The 20,714-nt window shown below is 71.3% G+C and carries 21 protein-coding genes and 2 tRNA genes; 10 read left to right on the top strand and 13 right to left on the bottom strand.

All coding sequences use genetic code 11. The features are described from left to right. Positions 1–14: 14 nt before the first annotated feature. A tRNA-Cys gene (locus ACERMF_RS09400) sits at positions 15–85 on the top strand. Positions 86–168: 83 nt separating this feature from the next. Here the strand turns inward: ACERMF_RS09400 and ACERMF_RS09395 are convergent. After that, complete coding sequence (locus ACERMF_RS09395; RefSeq protein ID WP_373668800.1) at positions 169–822, bottom strand: lytic transglycosylase domain-containing protein; 654 nt, start codon at positions 820–822, stop codon at positions 169–171. A gap of 197 nt (positions 823–1,019) precedes the next feature. Between ACERMF_RS09395 and ACERMF_RS09390 the strand changes: the two genes are divergently transcribed. From ACERMF_RS09390 to ACERMF_RS09370, 5 genes are all read left to right on the top strand, one after another. Then, entirely contained in the window at positions 1,020–1,739 is a 720-nt protein-coding gene (locus tag ACERMF_RS09390) for a hypothetical protein (RefSeq protein ID WP_373668799.1), read from the top strand. A gap of 93 nt (positions 1,740–1,832) precedes the next feature. Beyond that, complete coding sequence (locus tag ACERMF_RS09385; RefSeq protein WP_373668798.1) at positions 1,833–3,944, top strand: catalase; 2,112 nt, start codon at positions 1,833–1,835, stop codon at positions 3,942–3,944. 78 nt (positions 3,945–4,022) lie between these two features. Continuing rightward, positions 4,023–5,177, top strand: coding sequence for a Re/Si-specific NAD(P)(+) transhydrogenase subunit alpha (locus ACERMF_RS09380; RefSeq protein WP_373668797.1), 1,155 nt, complete (start codon positions 4,023–4,025; stop codon positions 5,175–5,177). Then, the gene (locus ACERMF_RS09375) at positions 5,174–5,458 is read left to right on the top strand and encodes an NAD(P) transhydrogenase subunit alpha (protein ID WP_373668827.1); all 285 of its coding nucleotides are present in this window, start codon (positions 5,174–5,176) and stop codon (positions 5,456–5,458) included. Before ACERMF_RS09380 ends, ACERMF_RS09375 begins: the two co-directional genes overlap by 4 nt. After that, a complete protein-coding gene (locus ACERMF_RS09370) occupies positions 5,458–6,867 on the top strand; it encodes an NAD(P)(+) transhydrogenase (Re/Si-specific) subunit beta (RefSeq protein ID WP_373668796.1) in 1,410 nt (469 codons plus the stop codon). The genes ACERMF_RS09375 and ACERMF_RS09370 overlap by 1 nt, the downstream gene beginning before the upstream one ends. Before the next feature lie 12 nt (positions 6,868–6,879). Here the strand turns inward: ACERMF_RS09370 and ACERMF_RS09365 are convergent, their stop codons facing one another. Beyond that, on the bottom strand, positions 6,880–7,671 hold the full coding sequence (locus ACERMF_RS09365) for a thioesterase family protein (RefSeq protein ID WP_373668795.1): 792 nt from the start codon (positions 7,669–7,671) through the stop codon (positions 6,880–6,882). Positions 7,672–7,806: 135 nt separating this feature from the next. On the opposite strand from ACERMF_RS09365, the gene ACERMF_RS09360 reads away from it, so the two are divergent. Further along, positions 7,807–7,880, top strand: a tRNA-Val gene (locus ACERMF_RS09360). Positions 7,881–7,918: 38 nt separating this feature from the next. On the opposite strand, the gene ACERMF_RS09355 is transcribed toward ACERMF_RS09360, so the two are convergent. The 11 genes from ACERMF_RS09355 to ACERMF_RS09305 form a co-directional block, all read right to left on the bottom strand. Further along, on the bottom strand, positions 7,919–8,617 hold the full coding sequence (locus ACERMF_RS09355; RefSeq protein WP_373668794.1) for an ANTAR domain-containing protein: 699 nt from the start codon (positions 8,615–8,617) through the stop codon (positions 7,919–7,921). Between the two features lie 144 nt (positions 8,618–8,761). Further along, a complete protein-coding gene (locus ACERMF_RS09350; protein ID WP_373668793.1) occupies positions 8,762–8,938 on the bottom strand; it encodes a hypothetical protein in 177 nt (58 codons plus the stop codon). 72 nt (positions 8,939–9,010) lie between these two features. Beyond that, positions 9,011–10,729 (bottom strand): alpha-glucosidase, encoded by a 1,719-nt coding sequence (locus ACERMF_RS09345; RefSeq protein ID WP_373668791.1) that lies wholly within the window; start codon positions 10,727–10,729, stop codon positions 9,011–9,013. After that, positions 10,726–11,646 carry a pirin family protein gene (locus ACERMF_RS09340; RefSeq protein ID WP_373668790.1) on the bottom strand — a complete coding sequence of 307 codons (921 nt, stop codon included), beginning with the start codon at positions 11,644–11,646 and terminating at the stop codon, positions 10,726–10,728. The genes ACERMF_RS09345 and ACERMF_RS09340 overlap by 4 nt, the downstream gene beginning before the upstream one ends. A gap of 88 nt (positions 11,647–11,734) precedes the next feature. Then, entirely contained in the window at positions 11,735–12,760 is a 1,026-nt protein-coding gene (locus ACERMF_RS09335) for an NAD(P)/FAD-dependent oxidoreductase (RefSeq protein ID WP_373668789.1), read from the bottom strand. A gap of 12 nt (positions 12,761–12,772) precedes the next feature. Then, positions 12,773–13,759: an oxygenase MpaB family protein gene (locus tag ACERMF_RS09330; RefSeq protein WP_373668788.1), complete on the bottom strand. Its 987-nt coding sequence runs from the start codon at positions 13,757–13,759 to the stop codon at positions 12,773–12,775. Between the two features lie 88 nt (positions 13,760–13,847). Further along, the gene (locus ACERMF_RS09325) at positions 13,848–14,258 is read right to left on the bottom strand and encodes a hypothetical protein (protein ID WP_373668787.1); all 411 of its coding nucleotides are present in this window, start codon (positions 14,256–14,258) and stop codon (positions 13,848–13,850) included. Between the two features lie 60 nt (positions 14,259–14,318). Beyond that, a complete protein-coding gene (locus ACERMF_RS09320; protein WP_373668786.1) occupies positions 14,319–14,720 on the bottom strand; it encodes a hypothetical protein in 402 nt (133 codons plus the stop codon). Positions 14,721–14,760: 40 nt separating this feature from the next. After that, on the bottom strand, positions 14,761–15,594 hold the full coding sequence (locus ACERMF_RS09315; protein WP_373668785.1) for an MBL fold metallo-hydrolase: 834 nt from the start codon (positions 15,592–15,594) through the stop codon (positions 14,761–14,763). Positions 15,595–15,705: 111 nt separating this feature from the next. Continuing rightward, positions 15,706–16,374, bottom strand: a complete 669-nt coding sequence (locus ACERMF_RS09310) for a response regulator (protein ID WP_373668784.1) — start codon at positions 16,372–16,374, stop codon at positions 15,706–15,708. Further along, positions 16,371–17,534 carry a sensor histidine kinase gene (locus ACERMF_RS09305; RefSeq protein WP_373668783.1) on the bottom strand — a complete coding sequence of 388 codons (1,164 nt, stop codon included), beginning with the start codon at positions 17,532–17,534 and terminating at the stop codon, positions 16,371–16,373. The genes ACERMF_RS09310 and ACERMF_RS09305 overlap by 4 nt, the downstream gene beginning before the upstream one ends. A gap of 150 nt (positions 17,535–17,684) precedes the next feature. Between ACERMF_RS09305 and ACERMF_RS09300 the strand changes: the two genes are divergently transcribed. The 3 genes from ACERMF_RS09300 to ACERMF_RS09290 all read left to right on the top strand — a co-directional run bounded on the left by ACERMF_RS09300 (position 17,685) and on the right by ACERMF_RS09290 (position 20,690). Then, complete coding sequence (locus tag ACERMF_RS09300; RefSeq protein ID WP_373668782.1) at positions 17,685–18,626, top strand: ABC transporter ATP-binding protein; 942 nt, start codon at positions 17,685–17,687, stop codon at positions 18,624–18,626. Further along, positions 18,623–19,459 (top strand): ABC transporter permease, encoded by an 837-nt coding sequence (locus tag ACERMF_RS09295; protein ID WP_373668781.1) that lies wholly within the window; start codon positions 18,623–18,625, stop codon positions 19,457–19,459. Before ACERMF_RS09300 ends, ACERMF_RS09295 begins: the two co-directional genes overlap by 4 nt. Positions 19,460–19,553: 94 nt before the next feature. Then, positions 19,554–20,690 (top strand): extracellular solute-binding protein, encoded by a 1,137-nt coding sequence (locus ACERMF_RS09290; RefSeq protein ID WP_373668780.1) that lies wholly within the window; start codon positions 19,554–19,556, stop codon positions 20,688–20,690. Positions 20,691–20,714: the final 24 nt, after the last annotated feature.

Genomic DNA, 20,714 nt, shown 5'->3' with positions numbered 1-20,714 from the left:
CCTGCGCGCGCCCCGGCGGGGTAGCCAAGTGGTAAGGCAGGGGACTGCAAATCCCTTATCACGGGTTCGATTCCCGTCCCCGCCTCTCGGTGCCGCCCCTGACCCGCACGTACGCGGCAGGGGCGGCGGTCGTTCGCGGCGCTGACAGCGGAAGCGCTCGCGGCGCTCTCAGCGGAAGCGCTCGCGCAGCGCCAGCACGTTGTCGATGTAGCGTTCGGTCGACGGATACGTCCCGTTCTCGCGGACCGAGCGCAGGCCCTGGTAGTAGCCGGCGAGCGTGCGCTCGACGTCGCCGTCGGTGAGCTCCCACAGGTGCTGCAGGAAGGCGATGCCGGCGACGACGTTGTCGTGCGGGTCGTGCAGGTCGAGCGGTCGACCCACCAGGTACGTCGAGACGTGATCGCCGGTGGCCGGCATGACCTGCATGATGCCGATCGCCCCCGCCGACGAGACCCGCGCGTTGTCCCAGCCGGATTCCTGCCAGGCGAGCGCCTTGACGAAGGCGGGACTCCAGCCACGCGCCCGCGCCTCGCGCTCGATGAGCGCGCCCACCTCGGCGCGTGAGGCCGGCGTGGCCGCGGGGGCGGAGGGCAGGGTCAGCCGTTGTCCCGCGCGGATGTGGTCGGCGCTGCGCAGACCATTGGTGGCCACCAGGTCGGCCACGGTGGTACCGGTGTGCACCGCGATCTCCGACAGCGTGTCACCTCGCTGTACCTCGTAGCTGGCGGACGCGCTGGCGGCCAGCGCCGCGACGGTCGCCAGTGCGACGACACCACGGATGCCCCGTCGCGGTCGTCGTCGCGACCGTGCCGAACCGACCATGCCGATCTCCTCTCCGTGGTTCCTCGGAGTCATCACCGTTGCGCACGCGTCGTCCGGCCGGCCGGTTCGCGCGTCCTTCGCACAGCTCGTCCCGCGCAGAGGTCGCTGCCCGGCCGTGGCTGTCGGGCGGTCGACAGGGCTCGCGCCGCGGGTAGCGTCGAACGACGATTCCCTTCCCCGGCCCGTCGAGGCTGTGCGTGATCCGCCTCCGTGGCGCCCTGCGTCGTGAGCAGCTCCGCGCTGCCGTGCTGCTCGCCGTACCCATGCTGCTCGCGCTCGTGCTGTGGGGCGCGGTCCTCGGCGCCGACCGTGACGGCGTGGGTGCCGAGTCGGTGGCGGGCGTTCCCGAAGGCAGCGGTGGCGACGACGAAGCGGACACCGGATCCGTCGAGGCCACCGGCGAGTCGAGGCGGGAGCGCGCGGAGCGCGAGGGCGCGACGGCGGGCGGTGCGGCGGGGCGCGGGCCGTCGGAGGACACCGACGAGCCGGTGACGATCGAGTTCGACGGGCGGTGCGAGGTCGAGGTCGAGCCCGCCGAACAGGACGACGAACTGCGTCCGTGGCACTTCGACGCCTGCGAACACGCCCCGATCCCGTTGACCGGGTCGCAGAAGCGTTGGATCGTCGTGGTGGCCTCGTTGTGGGGCGAGGACTTCACCGAGCGTGAGGCGCGGGCACGCGTCGAAGCGACGGGCGGCGGCGCACAGCTGCTGTGGTCGTCGCACTACCCCTCGCTCAATCCCGACCTGTGGGTCGTCGCCGAGGGACCGTTCGACGACGAGGACGCCGCGCAACGTGCAGCCGACCGGATCGGCGGTGGCGCCTACGCACGGGAGCTGTCCGACGACGAGGGCGATCGCTACTGCATCGCGGCGGACGGCTGCGTCGGGGAGACCAGGTCGGTCCGCCTCGACTGAGCCGGTGCCGGAAACGATGCCTGCCTCATCGGCCGGGTGCGAACGACCACGCCAATCGTCAAGCTCCATGCCAAACCCAGAGGGGGAGCGGGGATGGCAGACGATCACACGCGCACGGAGAAGGACCGCCAGCTCGACGAGGTGCGGCGGGACCACGACGGAGCCCACCTCACGACCGACCAGGGCGTCAAGGTCGACCACACCGACGACAGCCTCAAGGCGGGCGAGCGCGGCCCGACGCTGATCGAGGACTTCCACTTCCGCGAGAAGCTGACCCACTTCGACCACGAGCGCATCCCGGAGCGGATCGTCCATCCGCGTGGCAGCGGTGCCCACGGCGTCTTCGAATGCTACGAGGACCTGCATGAGCTCACCCGCGCGCACGTGTTCGGCGCCGCCGGCCGGCAGACACCCGTCTTCGTGCGCTTCTCGACCGTGGTCGGGTTCCGCGGTTCTGCAGACACGGTGCGCGACGTGCGCGGGTTTGCGACGAAGTTCTACACCGAGGAGGGCAACTGGGACCTCGTCGGCAACAACATGCCGGTGTTCTTCATCCAGGACGCGATCAAGTTCCCCGACCTGGTGCACTCGATCAAGCCCGAGCAGCACCACCAGATGCCGCAGGCGAGCGCCGCACACGACACCTTCTGGGACTTCGCTTCCCTGACACCCGAGTCGACGCACACGTTGCTGTGGGTCACCTCACCACGCGGTGTGCCGCGCAGCTACCGGATGATGGAGGGCTTCGGCGTCCACACGTTCCGGTTCGTCAACGCCGCGGGAGAGGCGACCTTCGTCAAGTTCCACTGGCGGCCGCTGCTTGGCACGCACTCGCTGGTCTGGGACGAGACGCAGAAGATCGCCGGCAAGGATCCCGACTTCAACCGGCGGGACCTGTGGGAGGCGATCGAGCAGGGCAACCACCCTGTGTGGGAGCTGGCCGTGCAGCTCGTCCCGCAGGCGGACGAGCACGCGTTCGACTTCGACCTGCTCGACCCGACGAAGATCATCCCGGAGGAAGAGGTGCCGCTGCGCCCGATCGGCAAGATGACGCTCAACCGCAATCCGGACAACTTCTTCGCCGAGACCGAGCAGGTGGCCTTCCACCCGGGCAACGTGGTTCCCGGGATCGACTTCACCAACGATCCGTTGTTGCAGGGGCGTCTGTTCTCGTATCTCGACACCCAGCTGATCCGGCTGGGGGGACCCAACTTCGCGCAGATCCCGATCAACCGCCCGGTCGCCGAGGTGCACCACCATCAACGCGAGGGCTACGGCCAACACCGCATCGACCGCGGCCGGGGCTCGTACTTCCCGAGCTCCCTCGGCGGGGCCGAAGTCGCCACGCCCGAGCAGGGTGCCTACCACCACTACGAGGAGCGGGTCGAGGGCGCCAAGATCCGGGCGCGGAGCGACTCGTTCGACGACCACTACAGCCAGGCGACGCTGTTCTGGAATTCCATGAGCGACTGGGAACAGCAGCACATCATCGACGCGTTCCGGTTCGAGCTCGGCAAGGTCGACACGATGCACGTCCGTGAGCGGATGGTCGACAACCTCAACCACGTGGACCACCGCCTGGCCGTCGAGGTGGCGGAAGGCATCGGTGTCGCGCCGCCGGAACGGCCGGCCACCGACAACCACGGCCGCCGCTCGCCGGCGCTGAGCCAGGCGAGTCAGCCGTCGAGCGTCGCCACCCGCAAGGTCGCGGTCCTCGCCGCCGACGGGGTCGACCGCTCGTCGCTCCAGCCGGTGCTCGACCATCTCGCCGGGGCGGGTGCGACCTGCGAGATCGTTGCGCCGACGGACGGGTCGCTGCGGTGTGCTGGCGACGGGGAGCCGCTGCCCGTCGACCGGGCGATGAACACGATGGCGTCGGTCCTCTACGACGCGGTCCTCGTCGCCGGTGGTGACGACAGCGTCGAGGGGGTCCGGAGCAAGGGCGAACTGGCGAACTGGCCCCTGGAGGCGTTCAAGCACGCCAAGCCGATCGCCGCCATCGGCTCGGGTGTCGCCCTGCTGCACGAGCTGTCCCTGCCCGGCGTGGAGCTCGCCGGCGCCGAGGGTGGCTTCGTCGACGACGCCGGCGTCGTGACCCTGGTCGGCGGGGGAGCGGACGAGCTGTCGACGTTCGCGTCGGCGTTCGCCGACGCCATTGCCGCCCACCGCCACTTCGACCGACCGCTGGCGTTGGTCCGGGCCTGAGGCGCACAGGCGACTTCCAGCGATCGGAGGCGGGTGCCACCTACAGTGCGGCCCACCGGACCGACCGTGTGAGGTGCCATGGCCCCCAGCACCGAGACCGCGCTCTTCGTCGTCCGCGAGCGGGCTGCCGGCGAGCGCCGGGTGGCCGCGACCCCGGACTCGGTCCGCCGTCAGGTCGCGACGGGTCGGCGGGTCCTCGTCGAGCACGAGGCAGGCGCTGCGGCCGGTTTCCCCGACGAGGCCTACGCCGACGCCGGTGCCGATCTGGTCGATGCGACGGACGCCGGCGGCGCGACCCTGGTGGCGCGGGTTGCGCCACCCTCGTTGGAGGACGTCAACAGGTTGTCACCCGGCACGGTGCTGTTGACCTTCCTGGCGCCGCACCGCAACCTCGAGGTGGTGCGGGCGCTCGCCGACGGCGGCATCAGCACGCTCGCCATGGACCTCGTGCCACGCATCACCCGGGCACAGGCCATCGACGCGCTCTCGAGCCAAGCCAATGTCAGCGGCTACCGGGCCGTCATCGAGGCGGCCCACGCGCTCGACAAGTACTTCCCGCTGTTCATGACCGCCGCGGGGACGATCCGCCCGGCGCGCATCGTGGTGCTCGGCGCCGGCGTCGCCGGGCTGCAGGCGGTCGCGACCGCCAAGCGCCTGGGCGCGGTGATTCACGTGTCCGACATCCGCGAGGCCGCCCGCGAAGAGGTCGCCTCGCTCGGCGGCACCTTCATCGAGGTTCCCGACATCGAGGACGCCACGGGGGAGGGCGGGTACGCGAAGGAGGTCGGCGCCGGTTTCCTCGAGCGGCAGCGGGCAGTGCTCACCGAGTTCCTCGGCCAGGCCAACGCCGCCATCACCACGGCGCAGATCCCCGGCCGCCCCGCCCCCGAACTGATCACCCGCGAGATGGTCGAGGCGATGCAGCCGGGCTCGGTCGTGATCGACCTCGCGGCTGCAGACGGCGGCAACTGCGCCCTCACCGAGGTGGGCAGGATCGTCGAACACCACGGCGTGCGCATCATCCCCGGCAACGACTTCCCCTCGGCGATGGCCGGCGAGTCCAGCGCCCTGTACGCCCGCAACGTCGCCGCGTTCTGCGACCTGCTGATCGACGACGAACAGCGACTGCAGCTCGACCTCGACGACGAGGTCGTCGCCGGGTCGCTCGTGACCCACGAGGGAACCGTGACGGCCCCGAAGATCGCCGAACTGCTCGGCGGAAAGGACGCCTGATGGGCGCCTGGCTGGTGAGCGTGTACCTGTTCGTCCTGGCCGGCTTCCTCGGCTTCGAACTGATCAACAAGGTGCCGCCGACCTTGCACACCCCGCTGATGTCGGGGGCGAACGCGATGTCGGGCATCACGGTCGTCGGCGCGCTGACCCTGGTCGCGGTCGCCTCGCTGACCACCAGTGTCGCGCTCGGGGTGCTGGCGCTGGTGCTGGCCACCATCAACGTGGTCGGCGGCTTCCTGGTCACCGACCGGATGCTGTCCACCTTCGGAGGGCGGCGCTGATGGACACCGACGTCACGGCGCTGCTCGCCCTCGGCTCCATCGCGCTGTTCGTGGTCGGACTCAAGCGGCTCTCGCGCGTGCGGACGGCCCGCAGCGGCAACGCGCTCATGGCGGCGGGCATGCTGCTCGCGATCGTGATCACGCTGCTCGAGATGGGGCTGGTCGACTACCGCTGGATCATCGGTGGACTGCTGGTCGGCGGCGCGATCGGTTTCGTCATCGTCGCCCGGGCGCGGGCGACCCAGATGCCCGAGATCGTGGCCCGGTTCAACGGCTTCGGTGGCGCCTCCTCGGCGCTGGTGGCCCTGTCGCTGTTCTGGGCCGTCGTCGTCGAGACCCCCGGTGACGGCACGGCGGCGCAGGCCCTGGGTGCCGCCTCGGCCGCCACCCTGGTGCTGTCGGTGCTCATCGGCGCGGTGACGCTCGGCGGCAGCGTCCTGGCGGAGTTGAAGCTGCGGGGCACCATCGACGGCACGCCCCGTATCCCGGCCCGTGGGCCCCTGATGGGGGTGCTCGTCCTGGGCGGCCTGGTGGCCGGCGGCGTCGCCGTGTTCGGCATCGAGGATCCGCTCGTCGCGGCGGCTTTCGTGGTCGTCCTCGTCGTGGCCAGCACGCTGGCGAGCATCGCGCTGGTCGTGCCCATCGGTGGTGCGGACATGCCGGTCGTGATCAGCCTGCTCAACTCGCTGTCCGGGCTGGCGGCCGCGGCGACGGGATTCGCGCTCGGCAACCATCTGCTGATCATCGCCGGCACGATCGTGGGGGCAGCCGGCCTCATCCTGACGCAGATCATGTGCGTGGCGATGAACCGCTCGCTCGTCAACGTGCTGGTCGGTGGCTACGGCGGCGCCGCGACCGAGCACGGCGAGTACGGCCATGTGGTCGCCGCCGATCCCGAGTCGGCAGCGATGGTCCTCGAAGCGGCGCAGTCGGTGATCATCGTGCCCGGCTACGGGCTGGCGGCCGCCCGGGCGCAGAACGCCGCCTACGGGCTGGCGCAGGCGCTGCAGCGTCAGGGGGCGCAGGTCCGCTTCGCCATCCACCCGGTCGCTGGCCGGATGCCCGGCCACATGAACGTCGTGCTGGCCGAGGCGGAGGTCCCCTACGAGCTGCTCGAGGAGATGAGCGAGATCAACGCCGACTTCGCCGAGACGGATGTCGTGATCGTGGTCGGGGCGAACGACGTGGTGAATCCGGCGGCCCGCACCGAACCGGGCAGTCCGATCGCGGGGATGCCGATCCTCGACGTCGGCAACGCCCGTCGCGTGTTCGTGATCAAGCGCAGTCTCTCCCCGGGCTATGCGGGCATCAAGAACGGTCTGTTCGAGCAGGACAACTGCGTGATGCTCTACGGCGACGCGAAGGACGTGCTCGAGCAGCTCACGAGCGAACTGTCCGCCAACGCCTGACCCCGGCGGCGCTCAGCGGCTGCCCTCGACGTACAGACTCTGGGCCGCAAGCCCGATCCGGCCACCGCGGTCGTACAGCGTCGAGGTGGTCAGCCCGTTGCCGGTGGCCTGCGCGACCGAGTGCGACGCCATGGCCAGCCACTCGCCTTCCGGCAGGCGGTCGAGGTGCACGCTCAGGTCCGGGTTGACGAACAGATGGGTGGCCATCGGCAACGGCGACCCGATCCCGTTGCCGAAGTCCGCAGTCGCCGCGACACGCGCCAGCGGCGTGAGCGCGAGGCCGTCCGCGAGCGGGGCGACGACCCGGAACCACGCGGTTCCCGGCCCCGCCTCGCCCAGCATCCCCGACACCATGCGCACGTCGACCGCGCGCCAGAAGCCGTCGGCCTCCCAGCCCTGCAGGTCGGCGAGCCGCTCGAGTTCGTCCGGTCCGGTGGTGGGCGGGGCGTCGTCGACGACGGCTCCACCGGGCAGGTCGACCTCGCCGATCCGCAGGCGGAGGGCGCGACACCGCATCAGCTCGGTGGCGTGGTCGGTGGTCAGCCACGTCTCCACGACCTGGACCCGCTTGCCCTCGCGCACGATCCGGGTGTGCACCTGGAGTGGTGACAGCGGAACCGGTCGCAACAGGTCGTAGGTGAGCCGGACGCCCTGCATGGGGACCAGCGAGGGCACGGCATCGACGGTGGCCGCGAGCAGCGCCGCGGGTGCGCCCCCATGGCAGTGCCCGGGATCCCACGGGCCGCGGGCAAGGGCCGTCGGTACCACGCGCTCGCCGTCGCGCTCGAAGATCGGCCGGCTCATGTGGTCCTCGGGGTTCGGGTGAGACGCAGCCTAGGGACGTGCGGTGCGACATCCGGCGCCCATGGGGTTTGCCACCCGGTGAGGCCATGGGTACCGTTCGCCCCCGCTGAGCGGCGACGCCCGCTCGCGACGCGCGGGGCGTTAGCTCAGTTGGTTAGAGCGCTTGCTCGACACGCAAGAGGTCAGAGGTTCGAATCCTCTACGCCCCACCCTTGGAACCGGCCGGAGACGGCCGGTTCCCTGCGTTTCACGCCCGGGCGTTCTCCGCTTCGATGACCTTGGCGGCGACCTCACGCAGCTTCATGTTGCCTCGCTGGGACGTCGACCGCAGCATGTCGAACGCCTCGTCGGCGTCGACACGGTGCCGGGCCATGAGCAGGCCCTTGGCCTGGCCGATGATGTCGCGGCTGGTCAGCGCGGTCTGGAGTTGGTCGGCGAGCTCGTGCTGCGCCCGCATCTGGTTGGCGTGCAGGATGTAGCCGGCGCCCATCGCCGTCATGATCTCGGCGGCATCCCGGTCGGTGTCGCTCCACGGACCGGGAGCGCGGCGGTAGATGTCGAGCACGCCGATGGTCTGCCCCCAGGCCCGCATCGGGATGCCGAGGACGGCTCGGAACCCCGACTCCAGGGCCCGCTGTCGGTACTCGGGCCACCGATCCTCAGCCTCGAGATCACCGATCGCCATGGTCTGGTCGCGCTCGTACGCCGCGTGGCAGGGACCGTCGTCGATACGGTCCTGGGTCACCTCGACGTCGACCACGCCGTCGTCGGAGGCCGCCGCGAACCCCAGGCCATCGTTTCCGGCCAGCATGATGCCGCAACCCTGCGCACCCGTGACCATCGTTGCGTGGTCGGTGAGCCGGTGGAGGAGATCGGGGAGGTCGTAGGGGTTGAGGATCGTCGTCGTGAACTCGCGGACGGCAGCGAGCAGGTGTGAGGAGGTCACAGTCATCTCGTGGAGAACCCGTGACCGTCGCTGGGTCGTCAACGTGGCAGGCGGGAACCACGAGTGTGCCCGCTCGGTCGCGGTGCTGCTGCGGAGTCGGTGACGGAGGACGGCGGTCGCCGGGAACGGGCCGATCCAGCCGGATCAGTCACGTTCGCCGTCCGGGCCGGCGGGATGGTCCGGCGCCTCGTCGCCGAGCTCGTCGGGAGGCATCTGCTGGTCCTCGTGGACCTCGTGTGCCGGTGGTGACTCGTCACAACCGGACGACAGCAACCCTGCGGTGAGCGCCGCCGCCATCACCCATCGCCCTCGTGTACGCACCCGTCATGCACCTGTTCGCTCCGCCCGACCGTAACCGCCCCGATGCCGACTCGCCCCGGTCTACGCGGCCGATCAGCCCCGGTGATGGCGGCGCAGCACCCTGCCCTCCCAGGGGTCGAGTTCGAGCAGGTCGCCAGCGGCCGCGCCGACGAGCACCTCGGCACCCGCCCAGCCGTCGAGGTCGGGGCGGACCCGGGTGTCTCCGAAGTTGCCGAGGACGAGCAGTTCGACGTCGTCGAGGCGGCGCGTGAACGCATGCACCCGGGGATCGTCGGGCAGCAGCAGCGTGAAGTCGCCGTGCACCACGACCCGGTCGGTGTGCCGCAGCTCGATCAACCGCCGGTAGTGGTGGAAGACCGAGTCGGGGTCGGCGACGGCGGCGGCCGCGTTGATCGCGGCGTGGTTGGGGTTCACCTCGATCCACGGCGTTCCGGTCGTGAACCCGGCGTTGGTGGAGTCGTCCCACTGCATCGGCGTGCGGGCGTTGTCGCGGCTGCGCTCCTGCAGCAGGTCGAGTACGTGCGCCGGGTCGGTGCCACCGGCCACCGCCTCGGCGAAATGGTTCCGGGACTCGATGTCGCGAAAGGACTCGATGCGGTCGAACGCGGCGTTGGTCATGCCGAGTTCTTCGCCCTGGTAGACGAAGGGCGTGCCGCGGTGCAGGTGCAGCACCGTGGCCAGCATCTTGGCGGCGGCGACCCGGTGCGTACCGTCGTTCCCGAACCGCGACACCGCCCGCGGCTGGTCGTGGTTGTTGAGATACAGGCTGTTCCAGCCCCGCTCGGCCAGCCCGACCTGCCAGCGGGCGAGGGACGCCTTCAGCGCGCGCAGGTCGAGCGGCTGCGGGTCCCACTTCGAGGTGCCCTGGTCGAGCTGGACGTGTTCGAACTGGAACACCATGTCGACCTCGCCACGGGCGGGGTCGGTGAAGGCACGCGCCTCCTCGAGGGTCACGCCGGGCATCTCGCCGACGAGCAGGGTCGGTCGCCGGTGGGGCGCGATGACCTCACGATGCATCTCCTGCAGGAACTCGTGGATGCGTGGGCCCGACATGAAGTACGGCGACCCGTCGCCGAACCGGCTGCCGGGGCCGACGTGTCCGTCGGGCAGCCGGACGTCCTTGGAGATGAAGTTGATGACGTCCAGCCGGAAGCCGTCGACGCCGCGATCGAGCCAGAACCGCATCACGTCGTACAGGGCGTGGCGGACCGCGGGATTCTCCCAGTTCAGGTCCGGTTGCTTGCGCGAGAACAGGTGCAGGTAGTACTCGCCCGTCGCCTCGTCGAACTCCCACGCAGGACCGGAGAAGATGCTGCCCCAGTTGTTCGGTTCGGCGCCCGGCGTGCCCGGCGCCATTCCAGGCCGGGCCGGCCGCCACCAGTACCAGTCGCGCTTGGGGTCGTCGTGACCCGACCGTGAGGCCTGGAACCAGGGGTGCTCGTCCGAGCTGTGGTTGAACACCAGGTCCATGACCAGCTTCATGCCGCGCCGGTGCAGGCCATCGGCGAGTTCGTCGAGGTCGGCCAGCGTGCCGAAGGTCGGATCGATGTCGGTGTAGTCGCTGACGTCGTAGCCGTTGTCGTCCTGTGGCGAGGGATAGACCGGCGACAACCACACCACGTCGACACCCAGTCGGTGCAGGTGGTCCAGTCGACCGGTGATCCCCGGAAGGTCACCGACGCCGTCGCCGTCGCTGTCGGCGAAGCTGCGCGGATAGACCTGGTACACGACCGCCGATTTCCACCACCGCTCACCGCCCTCGTCGGCGTCGACGTGGGTGAGGTGGGTCATCGCGTCATCCAGGGCGGCCGTGGCGCGTCGACACGCGGCAACGTCGAGGGCACCGGTGCGAAGCGGTCGGTGTCGTGCGCCTGCCAGTCGCGCCAGGCCCGGGTGATCTCGTCGCGGTCGCGAGCCACGAAGTTCCAGAACATCTCGAGCCGGACGCCCAGCGGTTCACCGCCCAGCAGCAGGAAGCGCGTGGCGTCGGTCTCGGCCTCGACGACGAGCTCGTCCGGCCCGGCCGGCAGCAGGGCGAGCCAGCCGGGCTCGACCACCTCGCCGCCGACCGACACCCGCCCGTCCAACGGCACGACCGTGTGCTCGAACCCTGACTCGAGCGGCAGCGGCGTCCGGCCGCGCCCGATCGTCACGTCGGCACCGACGAGCGGCGAGTCGGTCCGCGCGGGGGAGTGGGCATCGGCGAGTCGGCCGGCGAACACCAACGCCTCGCCCCGCTCCACCTCCAGTCGTGGCAGCTCGGCGTGGTGCTCGAACGACGACGCCCCGTGCCGGGTCGTCTCGGGCTGTGCCAGCCACATCTGGACACCCCGGAAGGGCGGCTTCGCCGCCAGTTCGGCGTGGGCGATGCCGTGGCCGGCGTACATCAGGTTGAGCTGTCCCGGCCGGATCAGTTGCTCGGTACCGAGCGAGTCGGTGTGCAGCGCCTCGCCCTCGAGCAGCCAGGTGACCGTCGCCAACCCGATGTGGGGGTGCGGGCCGACCTCCATGGGGTCTGGCTGCTCCGCGTCTGCGGGGCCGGCGAGGTCGACGAAGCACCACGGGCCGACGTCACGTCGCCCCTTGGTCGGCAGCACCCGCGTCACGGGCAACCCACCGACCGCGGTGTGGCGCCCTTCACGGAGCTCCAGACCGGGCAGGAGCTCGTCCTCGCACTCCCGGTCGCGGTCCTGGACCGGCCCACTCATCGCGGTTCCTCCGCTCGGCTTCCCGGAGGCGAGTATCCCACGGGCAGGGCGGCGAGGTCGTGCCGAGGCCTGCGATCCGGACCGCGGTTCACGACGCCCGCTCCTGCGCTTCGGGCGGCTCGAGCGGCGCGGTGTCCGGGGCAGCTGTGGGGGACTCCGGCGAGGTCTCACGTCCGTGCAGCGACTTGGCGCAGGCCACCCCGGCGACCGTCCCCTTGCCGATGGCGACCGCGACCAGCTGCATGCCCGGGGTGATGTCGCCGGCCGCAAAGACGCCAGGAACCGACGTCTGCGCCTCGTCGTCGACGAGCAGCACCCCGTCCGCGTCGGCGGCGCAGCCCAGCGCTTCCGCGAGCGACAGATCGGCATCGTGCGCGATCGAGAAGAAGGCCATGCCGGCCGGCAGGACGCGCCCGCTCGCCAGTCGGACGCCTTGCATGTCTCCACGCGTGCCGACGAACTCCTCCGCGGGGTCGTCGGTCACGAACGCCATCCCGAGGCGCGTGCAGGCGTCGAGCTGCTCGTCGGACACCTGCGGCGTGGGTCCGTCCGTGACGATGGTCACCGAGCTGGCCCAGTCCAGCAGCTCCGAGGCGAACGCCGGTACGTGGGGGCCCCAACCCAGGACGACGACGTGCTTGTCGCGCGCATCGAAGCCCTCGCAGCTCGGGCAGTGGAAGACGTCCGCGCCGTAGTGCTCCTCGAAACGGCGCAGGTCGGGAAAGGCGTCGCGGACGCCGGTCGCCAGCACCACGCGGCGTGTGGCGACCCGGCGGCCGCCGTCCAGGGTCGCCACGAAGCGGCAGTCGCCCACCGATTCCGCCGTCAGCTCCGTGACCCGTGCCTCGACCCGGGTGACGTGCGGGTACCGGGCCAGGCCGCGACGGAGCTGCTCCTGGAGCTGTTCGGGCGGCACCGGATCCAGGCCGGGCAGCCCGTTCACCTGCTCGACCCACCGATTGCGGGGTTCGCCGGCGTCCACCAGCAGCGTGCGCCGGCGGTAGCGGCCGAGCCAGGTCGCCGCTGCACTTCCGGCGGGCCCGCCACCGACGACCAGCGCGTCGACCTCGTCGGGCAACGGCAACGCGCTGGCGGTGTCGTGGGCGTCGGGCATGGAAGCTCCAGTTCAGGGGGTCGAGGCAGTGGCTCGCCGGCGGGCGGCGCCCACGTTGGGGGAGACGCCCGTCGCGGCACGCATGGCCGCGAGCATGGCGCGGGTCTGTACCACGGCGGCCGTGGCCGCGGGGGTCGGCAGGGCGAACTCCAACGCCCGACGCTCACGAGGCGCCAGGGATCCGATGGCGCCGGCATACAGGACCAGGTAGGCGCCCCGGACGGCGACGGGCAAGGGCGGCCATCGCAGGAACCGCAGGGCGGCGCGCCCCTGGTCGTTGACGCCGAGCTCGGGAGCGAAGTCGTCGAGCGTCGCCTGCAGCTCGACCTCGTTCGACGGCAGGATTCCGGTGTCCAGCATCGGCAGCGGGACCTGCCCCGCGCGAAGCGCCGCCAGTGCCGCCGGGTCGGCCAGCATGCCGTCGACGTCGACGGCCGGATCGAGGAGTGCGGCGATCGCGGACTGCTCGCGCACGAACGCATCGCGCCCGGCGGCGTCGAGCGGCTGGGGCGACCACAGCCGGTCGGCGGCCAGGAACGACGACGTCAGCGCGACCCCCACCCAGGTCAGCAGGCGTGGGTCGTCGGCGCGGTAGCTGCGCCCGTCCGGGGCGGTGCCACGGACGTGCGGGTGGACCCGGCGGACCTGCCGCGCGACCCGCAGCGCCTCGGTGGTCGATCCGAACGTCGAAGCGGTCACGTAGGCCGAGGTGCGGTGCAACCGTCCCAACGGATCGGTGCGGAAGGCGGAGTGGTCGGCGACCCCCGCCATGGCCAGGGGATGGGCGACCTGCAACAGCAGCGCCCGCAGTCCGCCGGCGATCGCCGCCGGTTCACCGATCACGTGCCACGAGGCCGATCCCGGACCACACAGGCCGGGATCGCCCGCATCGGTGGCGGGATCGAACGAGGGCGGACCGAAGAGACGCCCGAGTTGGCGCCGAACCAGGGCGCGCGCACCGGGAAGCCCGTCCGAGCGGCGCGGCAGAGGTGGTCGCATGCCGCCAGGGTGCCACGCGGCGTCGAGTCCGCGAGCGGGCCACTCGGCCCATCCAGCCTGTCCGCGGGCGTCGAAGGGCGGACCGGGGTCAGCCGTCCCCGTAGCCGCGCAACACCTCGCCCAGTTCGAGCTGCAGCGGCTCGGCGGGAGGCTCGACCCCGCCCGCGGCGACATCGGGTTCCTCGCCGGTGAGCGCCGACCACCACCAACGCAGCCCGCGGGGTGGGTTGCGCAGGCCGAGATCCTCGAAGCGGGCATCGGTGCGACCGAGAAACGCGTACTCGGCGACGACGGCGTGGACCACCTCACGGACCTGTGGGTCACGGGCGTAGTCGGCCCGCAGCATCGGGACCACGTCGGTGCGGGTCTCGACGGCCGCGTACCGGCGCGCTGCGGCGGTGTCGGCGGCCTCGGCCAGGCGGCTGCGAGCCTCGCGCCACAGCAGCCGCTGGCGTGTGAACCAGTCCCATGCGTACGCCGGGGGGCCCGTCCGCGCCACCTGCGACTCCTCTGCCGCCTCGCCGACAGCGTAGACCCGGCAGGTGGGCGGCAGCGGTGCTCAGCCGGCCCCGCGCACGCCGGCGCTCACCGCCGCGATGGCCCCGGCGATCAGCATGAGCGCCAGGAGCAGACCGATCGATGCGGTCCGCCGGGCCGCGAGCACGGCGTCGGCTCGCCGCGCCCGGGCGATCATGACGTGGGTGACGACGAGGGCGCTGATGGCCAGCAGGGGATGCAGGATCCGGACGAGCCACGACGGATGGTCCCAGTAGCCGCCGATCGTGTAGATGGCCAGGCCGCCCAGCACCTGCACGTCGATCGCGATGGCGGGGATCACGAACATGCGCGCCTCGTACGCGGTCGCCCGCCGTTCGGCGAATCCGACCACGGCGAAGGCGAGCACCACCAGCGCGACGAGGTAGCCGAGCAGCTGATGGGCCGTCGTGAACACTTCGAACATCGAACGCTCTCCTCGGTGGACGGTCGTCTCGTCGGGCTGATCAGGTCAGCGGGAACCGGTGGGTGTGGCCGCGGGCGAGCCAGACCACCTCGGCGTCGAGCTCTGCCTGCGCCACCGCGTCGCGGAAGTCCGACAGCGGCGAGCGGAACACGGTGTAGTCGTCGTAGTGGATCGGGATGGCCGTGCGGGGCCGCACGAGTCGCAGCATGGCGACGCCCTGCGCGGCGTCCATGGTCAGCAGGATCCCGGCGATCCTGGTGCCGCCGAGGTGCAGCAGCGACAGATCGAGGTCGGGATAGCGCTGCGGGATCTCCTCGAGGCGGTCGTGCATCAGTGTGTCGCCGGTGATGTGGATCCGGAACGGCTGGGGCGCACCAGCCGGTGTGATCTCGAGCACGCTGCCCATGACCGGCGGCAACACCCGCGCAAGGGGGTCGGGCGCATGCTTGCCGGGAAGGGAGGTGATCGACAGCGTCGCGTCGTCGTTCGCCACGTCGTGGGTTTCCCAGGTCCGCAGTGCCACCGGGCGCTGGAAGCCCTGACGCCGCAACTTGCGGGCCGCGTGCGGCGTGGTGACGATCGGCACGCGCTTGTCCAGCCGTGCGATCGCGACCTCGTCGAAGTGGTCGCCGTGGTGGTGCGACAGCACGACCAGGTCCAGTGGCGGCAGGTCCCCGATCTCCATGGCCGGGTTCGTCAGGCGCTTCGACCGCAGGCCGCCGCCGAGCTTGGCGTGCTGGCCCTGGTGCAGGAAGTTGGGGTCGGTCAGGATCGTGAAGCCCGCGACCCGGAGCAGGACGGTGGCGGTGCCGATGAAGGTCAGCTCACCGACCTCGACCGGTGACCCGCCCGACGACGCGTCGGTGGTGGGCATGGTCGGCTCCTGGCGGCACGAGACGGCACGGTGGGTCGCCGAGGGTGCGCGACCTGCGCCGGAAGATCCGGCCGCTGGCGCTCGGTCGGCCGTGATCCGGGGCCAGCTGGCCTAGTCGAGCTCGCGCTCGGCGGTGAGCAGCCCGAGGTCGAGTGCGCGCAACACGGCCCGCGTCCGGTCGCGGACGCCGAGCTTGAGCAACACACTCGACACATGGTTCTTCACCGTGCCGGGCGCGAGGTGGAGGGCGTCGGCGATCTCACGGTTGGCGTAGCCACCGGCCAGCAGGCGGAGGATCTCGAGCTCGCGGCCGGTCAGCGGCTCGTGGCGGGGAAGGCCGCCAGCGGCGCCGTCCCGGGTCGAGCGACCGAGGGCCCGCACGAGTCGCTCGGTGATCGCCGGCTGGACCAGGTTGCCGCCCGTCGCGAGCGTGCGGACCGCGCCGACGAGTTGCTCGAGGGTCACGTCCTTGAGCAGATAGCCGCGCGCGCCGGTCTTCAGCGCCCGCAGGACCAGCTCGTCGTCGTCGAACGTGGTCAGGACCAGCACCGGTGGCGGCGCGGCGTGACCGGCGAGCGCCTCCAACGTCGCGATGCCGTCGCGTTTGGGCATCTGCAGGTCGAGCAGCACCACGTCGGGGGCGTGTTCGGCGATCACGTCGAGCGCGGCGTCGCCGTCACCCGCCTCGGCGACCACCTCGATGTCGTCGGCGAGTTCGAGCAGTTGCCGCAGCCCTTGGCGCACGAGCGTCTGGTCGTCGACCACGCACACTCGGATCATGGCGCGGGGGCGGCGGCCGGAACCCGGGCGCGCAACCGGAAGCCTTCGGCGGGGGCGGCCGAGTACGTCAGCTCCCCACCGAGCTTCGCGAGCCGCTCCGCCATCCCGGTGAGGCCGTTGCCGGCCCGCACCTGCTCGGCTCCGCGACCGTCGTCACGGGCCCGGACCTCGAGCCCGCCACCGGCATCACGGCAGACCGACACCCACAGGTTGTCGGCATCGCTGTGTCGAACCGCGTTGGTGACGACCTCCTGGACGCAGCGCACGATCGCTGCCGCCTGGGCCGCCTCGAGGGGCAGGTCGTCGTCGACGTCGAGGTGGACGCGTGGTCGCGGCACCCGCACGGCGACGGACTCGAGTGCGGCACGCAGACTCGGGACCGGATGACGGAGGTCGCCGACGGCGTCGCGCACGTCCCCGAGCAGGTCCTTGGCCATAGCGCGTGCCCGAGCCACGGACCGCTGCTGTTCCTCGCCGTGTTGGTGGGAGGCGGCCTCGAGGTTCAGGGCGAGGGCGGTCAGCTGGTGGCCGACGAGGTCGTGCAGTTCCCGGGCGATGCGGAGGCGCTCGTCGTTGCGGCTGTTCGCTGCGAGCAGCGCCGTGGCGGCCTGCAGCTCGGCGTTGACCTCGGCGAGCTCCTCCCGTGCGGCGGTCTCGCGGCGCTGCCCGATGACGACCAGGGTCGCGAACCCCTGGAAGCTGGCGTACACCAGCGAGATGAGCACGACCTCGAGTGGGGGAACCGCCGCCAGGCCGTGCCAGGACCCCGTGGCCAACCACACCGCCGTCGCGACGCTCTGGAACACGACGACCCCTCCGGCGCCGAGGGGCGAGAGCACGTACGCCGCGCTGGCGGCCGAGATGACCAGGAGCACCGACGTGAACCCCAGCGTCGGTGCGAGCGCGACCGCCGCCAGGCCCGCCGCGATCTGCACCGCCAGCAACCAGCGCCCGTCGAGCCACGGCAGCCGGGCGACCGCCAGGTCGTAGCCGAGGAAGACCCCGAGGTGGACGAGGTAGGCGCTCCACCACCACGCGCGGTACGGGCCGATCAGGTCGCCCGAGCCGAGCAACTGCTCGAGCAGGACGGGCACGCCGACGGAGGCGCTTGCGACCACACCGGCCGCGAGCGACACCCGGGTGAGTTGCTGATCGGTCATCGCCGCAGCCTACGCCCGCCGTCCCGTGGGGCGGGAGTGCCAGAAGTCATGCGCGACCTGATGACCTGTGGCACGGGTGGCCGGCGGGCGTTCGGCGTAGCGTCGTGGTGAAACGGCCTGGCACGGGCCGTTGCGTGCAGGAGCGCGACCATGGCACCCGTCATCGAATTCCACGGCGTCCGGAAACGTTACGGTGAGCTCGAGGCGTTGGCAGGCGTCGACCTCGTGGTGGAGCCCGGCGAGCTCGTCGCCGTGCTCGGGCCGAACGGCGCAGGCAAGACGACCGCCTTCGAGCTCGTGCTCGGCCTCGTGCGTCCGACCGCCGGCAGCGTGCGCGTGCTCGGTGCGCAGCCCGGCTCGCGCGAGAACCGGCTGCGGACCGGAGCGATGCTGCAGGGGGCGGGGCTGCCGGAGCAGGTGACGGTCCGTGAACTGGTCTCGCTGATCGGTGCGGCGTATCCCGATCCGTCCCCTGTGGACGAGGTGCTCGAACGCACCGCACTCGCGTCCCGTTCCGGGCGAACCGTCACCGCGCTGTCCGGCGGTGAGCGACAGCGGCTGCTCCTCGCGATGGCCATCGTCGGCCGTCCCGGGCTGCTGGTGCTCGACGAGCCGACCGCCGCGATGGACGTCGCTTCCAAGCGGGCGTTCTGGGAGCAGGCCGACGTCGCCGTAGCCAGTGGCACCACCGTCGTCTTCGCCACCCACGACCTCGTCGAGGCGGACGAGGTCGCGGAACGGGTGGTCGTGCTGGGCGAGGGCCGCGTGCTCGCCGACGCGACGCCTCGCGAACTGAAGTCGCTCGTGGCCGGCAAGGTCATGACGTTCGTCACCGATGCCGCCGCTACGACGGTGACCTCGATGTCCGGGGTCGCCCACGTCACCGAGTCGCCGGCCGCGGCCGACGGGTTGCGGCGGTTGGTGGTTCGTGGCGACCGGCCCCAGCTGGTGGTGCACGCACTGCTGGACGGCGGCTGGCGGGTCGAGGACCTGACGGTGGCCGATGCCGAGCTCGAGCAGGCGTTCCTGAAGGTGACCGGCGACGCGACGGCGTCCGCCCCATCGGACGAATTCGAGGAGGTGGCACGATGACCCCCGCGGTCGAGGTTCCGTCGCACGCCCCGTCCCGGGCGCGGTTGCTCGCGCGGACGCTGCGGTGGCAGATCAGGACCGAGCTCGCCTCCACGTTGCGGGCCGCCGAGTTCGTCGGCGGCGCGCTCGCCATCCCGGTGATCCTCTACGCCATGTTCGGTCTGCCCGTGTCGCGGAGCCTGCTGCCCGGGGGTACGCCGGTCGGTGCCATGATGGCGGTCTCGTTCAGCGCCTACGGCATCGTGTCGCTGGCGATCTTCACCTTCGGTGACGAGTTGGCGAAGGAACGAGGGCGCGGTTGGACCCGGACCCTTCGGGCCACCCCGTTGCCCGAGGGGGTGCACCTGGCCGGCAAGGCCACCATGGCCGTGGCGCACAGCCTGCTGATCGTGCTCGCGATCGGCCTGGTCGCGACCGTGGCCGGGGGAGTCCGGCTTCCCCCGACCACCTGGCTGCGTCTCGCGGCGGTGCTGGCCGGTGGCGTCCTGGCATTCAGCACGATCGGTTTCGCCCTGGCCTACCTCGTCCGCCCACGGGCCGCCTCGATGATCGCCAACCTGGTGTTCCTGCCGTTGTCGTTCTGTTCCGGCTTCTTCTTCCCACTGCAGAACCTGCCCCGGCTCCTGCAGGAGGTGGCGCCATGGCTGCCGACCTACCACTACGGTCAGCTCGCCTGGCGACAGGTGGCACCCGAGGGTGACGTGGCCGCCTTCGTCGGCCTCACACCCCGTCCGGCGGCCGTGCACCTGGCGTGGGTCGTCGGCAGCTTCGTGGTCTTCGGATTGGTCGCGTTGACCGCGGCACGTCGCGAAGCGGTGGCCCGCCGCGCCTGACCTCGATTTGACGCCCGTTCGGTTGGTTAGGTTAACCTCACCGTTCTGTGGCCGATTGGCCGCGTCCCGAACCGACCGACCTGGGGAAACACCCGTGCGAACGACCCGAGCCACCGCAGCCGTGTTCGCTGCACTCGCCCTGCTGGCTGCCGCCTGCGGCGGCGAGACCACCGCCACCGGCGAAGCCGACGAGCCAACGGCAGCCGCCACCGAGGAGCCGGCGGACGAGCCTGCCGGCGACGATGGCGCGACCGACGACGACGCGAGCAGCGCAGACGACGACGCCGCAACCGACGACGCCGAGGGCCCTCTGACGGTCTACTCCGGACGCAGCGAGGAACTGGTCGGGGAGATCCTCGACGGGTTCACCGACGCAACCGGCATCGAGCTCGAGGTGCGGTACGGCGACACCGCCGAGCTGGCCGCAACGATCATCAACGAGGGCGAGGCATCGCCCGCCGACGTGTACTTCGGCCAGGACGCCGGTGCCCTCGGTGCTCTCGCGGCCGAGGACCGCTTCGCGGCGCTGCCCGACGAGCTGGTCTCGAAGGTCGAGCCGGCCTTCGCCTCGACCACGGGCGAATGGGTCGGTGTCACGGGCCGCGTCCGCGTGCTGGCGTACAACACCGACACCATGACCGAGGACGACGTCCCGGACTCGGTGTTCGACCTCACCGACCCCGAGTGGTCCGGCCGGGTGAGCTGGGCGCCGACCAACGGCTCGTTCCAGGCATTCGTCACCGCGATGCGCGTCACCGAGGGCGAGGACGTCACCCGCCAGTGGCTCGAGGAAATGATCGCCAACGACGTGCAGGTGTTCGAGAACAACGCCTCGCAGGTCGAGGCCGTCGCGCGCGGCGAGGTCGACGTGGCGCTGGTCAACCACTACTACCTGCTGCGCTTCCTCGCGGAAGACCCCGACTTCCCGGTCGCCAACAAGTTCCTGCCCGGCGACATCGGTGGCCTCGTGAACGTCGCCGGTGTCGGCGTCGTCGCCTCCACCGACCAGCCCGATGCGGCCGAACAGTTCGTCGCGTACCTGCTGAGCGACGAGGTGCAGAACTACTTCGGTACGGAGACCAACGAGCGCGAGTTCCCGGCGGTCGAGGGCATCGAGGCCACCGACCTGCCCACGACCGAGGAACTCGACCCGCCGTCGGTCGACCTCTCCGACCTCGAGGACCTGCAGGGAACCCTGGCACTGCTCCAGGAGACCGGTGCCCTGCAGTAGGACGACGAACACGACGCGCCCCGT

It is taken from the genome of Egicoccus sp. AB-alg6-2, from assembly GCF_041821025.1.
In the GTDB taxonomy this organism is placed as follows: domain Bacteria; phylum Actinomycetota; class Nitriliruptoria; order Nitriliruptorales; family Nitriliruptoraceae; genus Egicoccus.
This window is presented reverse-complemented; position numbering and strand designations above follow the sequence as displayed.

Bases quoted from the DNA above. Each gene is read 5' to 3' on its own strand.
- ACERMF_RS09395 (WP_373668800.1), bottom strand. From the start codon at position 822: ATGGTCGGTTCGGCACGGTCGCGACGACGACCGCGACGGGGCATCCGT.
- ACERMF_RS09385 (WP_373668798.1), top strand. From the start codon at position 1,833: ATGGCAGACGATCACACGCGCACGGAGAAGGACCGCCAGCTCGACGAG.
- ACERMF_RS09380 (WP_373668797.1), top strand. From the start codon at position 4,023: ATGGCCCCCAGCACCGAGACCGCGCTCTTCGTCGTCCGCGAGCGGGCT.
- ACERMF_RS09370 (WP_373668796.1), top strand. From the start codon at position 5,458: ATGGACACCGACGTCACGGCGCTGCTCGCCCTCGGCTCCATCGCGCTG.
- ACERMF_RS09365 (WP_373668795.1), bottom strand. From the start codon at position 7,671: ATGAGCCGGCCGATCTTCGAGCGCGACGGCGAGCGCGTGGTACCGACG.
- ACERMF_RS09345 (WP_373668791.1), bottom strand. From the start codon at position 10,729: ATGACCCACCTCACCCACGTCGACGCCGACGAGGGCGGTGAGCGGTGG.
- ACERMF_RS09340 (WP_373668790.1), bottom strand. From the start codon at position 11,646: ATGAGTGGGCCGGTCCAGGACCGCGACCGGGAGTGCGAGGACGAGCTC.
- ACERMF_RS09335 (WP_373668789.1), bottom strand. From the start codon at position 12,760: ATGCCCGACGCCCACGACACCGCCAGCGCGTTGCCGTTGCCCGACGAG.
- ACERMF_RS09330 (WP_373668788.1), bottom strand. From the start codon at position 13,759: ATGCGACCACCTCTGCCGCGCCGCTCGGACGGGCTTCCCGGTGCGCGC.
- ACERMF_RS09320 (WP_373668786.1), bottom strand. From the start codon at position 14,720: ATGTTCGAAGTGTTCACGACGGCCCATCAGCTGCTCGGCTACCTCGTC.
- ACERMF_RS09315 (WP_373668785.1), bottom strand. From the start codon at position 15,594: ATGCCCACCACCGACGCGTCGTCGGGCGGGTCACCGGTCGAGGTCGGT.
- ACERMF_RS09310 (WP_373668784.1), bottom strand. From the start codon at position 16,374: ATGATCCGAGTGTGCGTGGTCGACGACCAGACGCTCGTGCGCCAAGGG.
- ACERMF_RS09305 (WP_373668783.1), bottom strand. From the start codon at position 17,534: ATGACCGATCAGCAACTCACCCGGGTGTCGCTCGCGGCCGGTGTGGTC.
- ACERMF_RS09300 (WP_373668782.1), top strand. From the start codon at position 17,685: ATGGCACCCGTCATCGAATTCCACGGCGTCCGGAAACGTTACGGTGAG.
- ACERMF_RS09295 (WP_373668781.1), top strand. From the start codon at position 18,623: ATGACCCCCGCGGTCGAGGTTCCGTCGCACGCCCCGTCCCGGGCGCGG.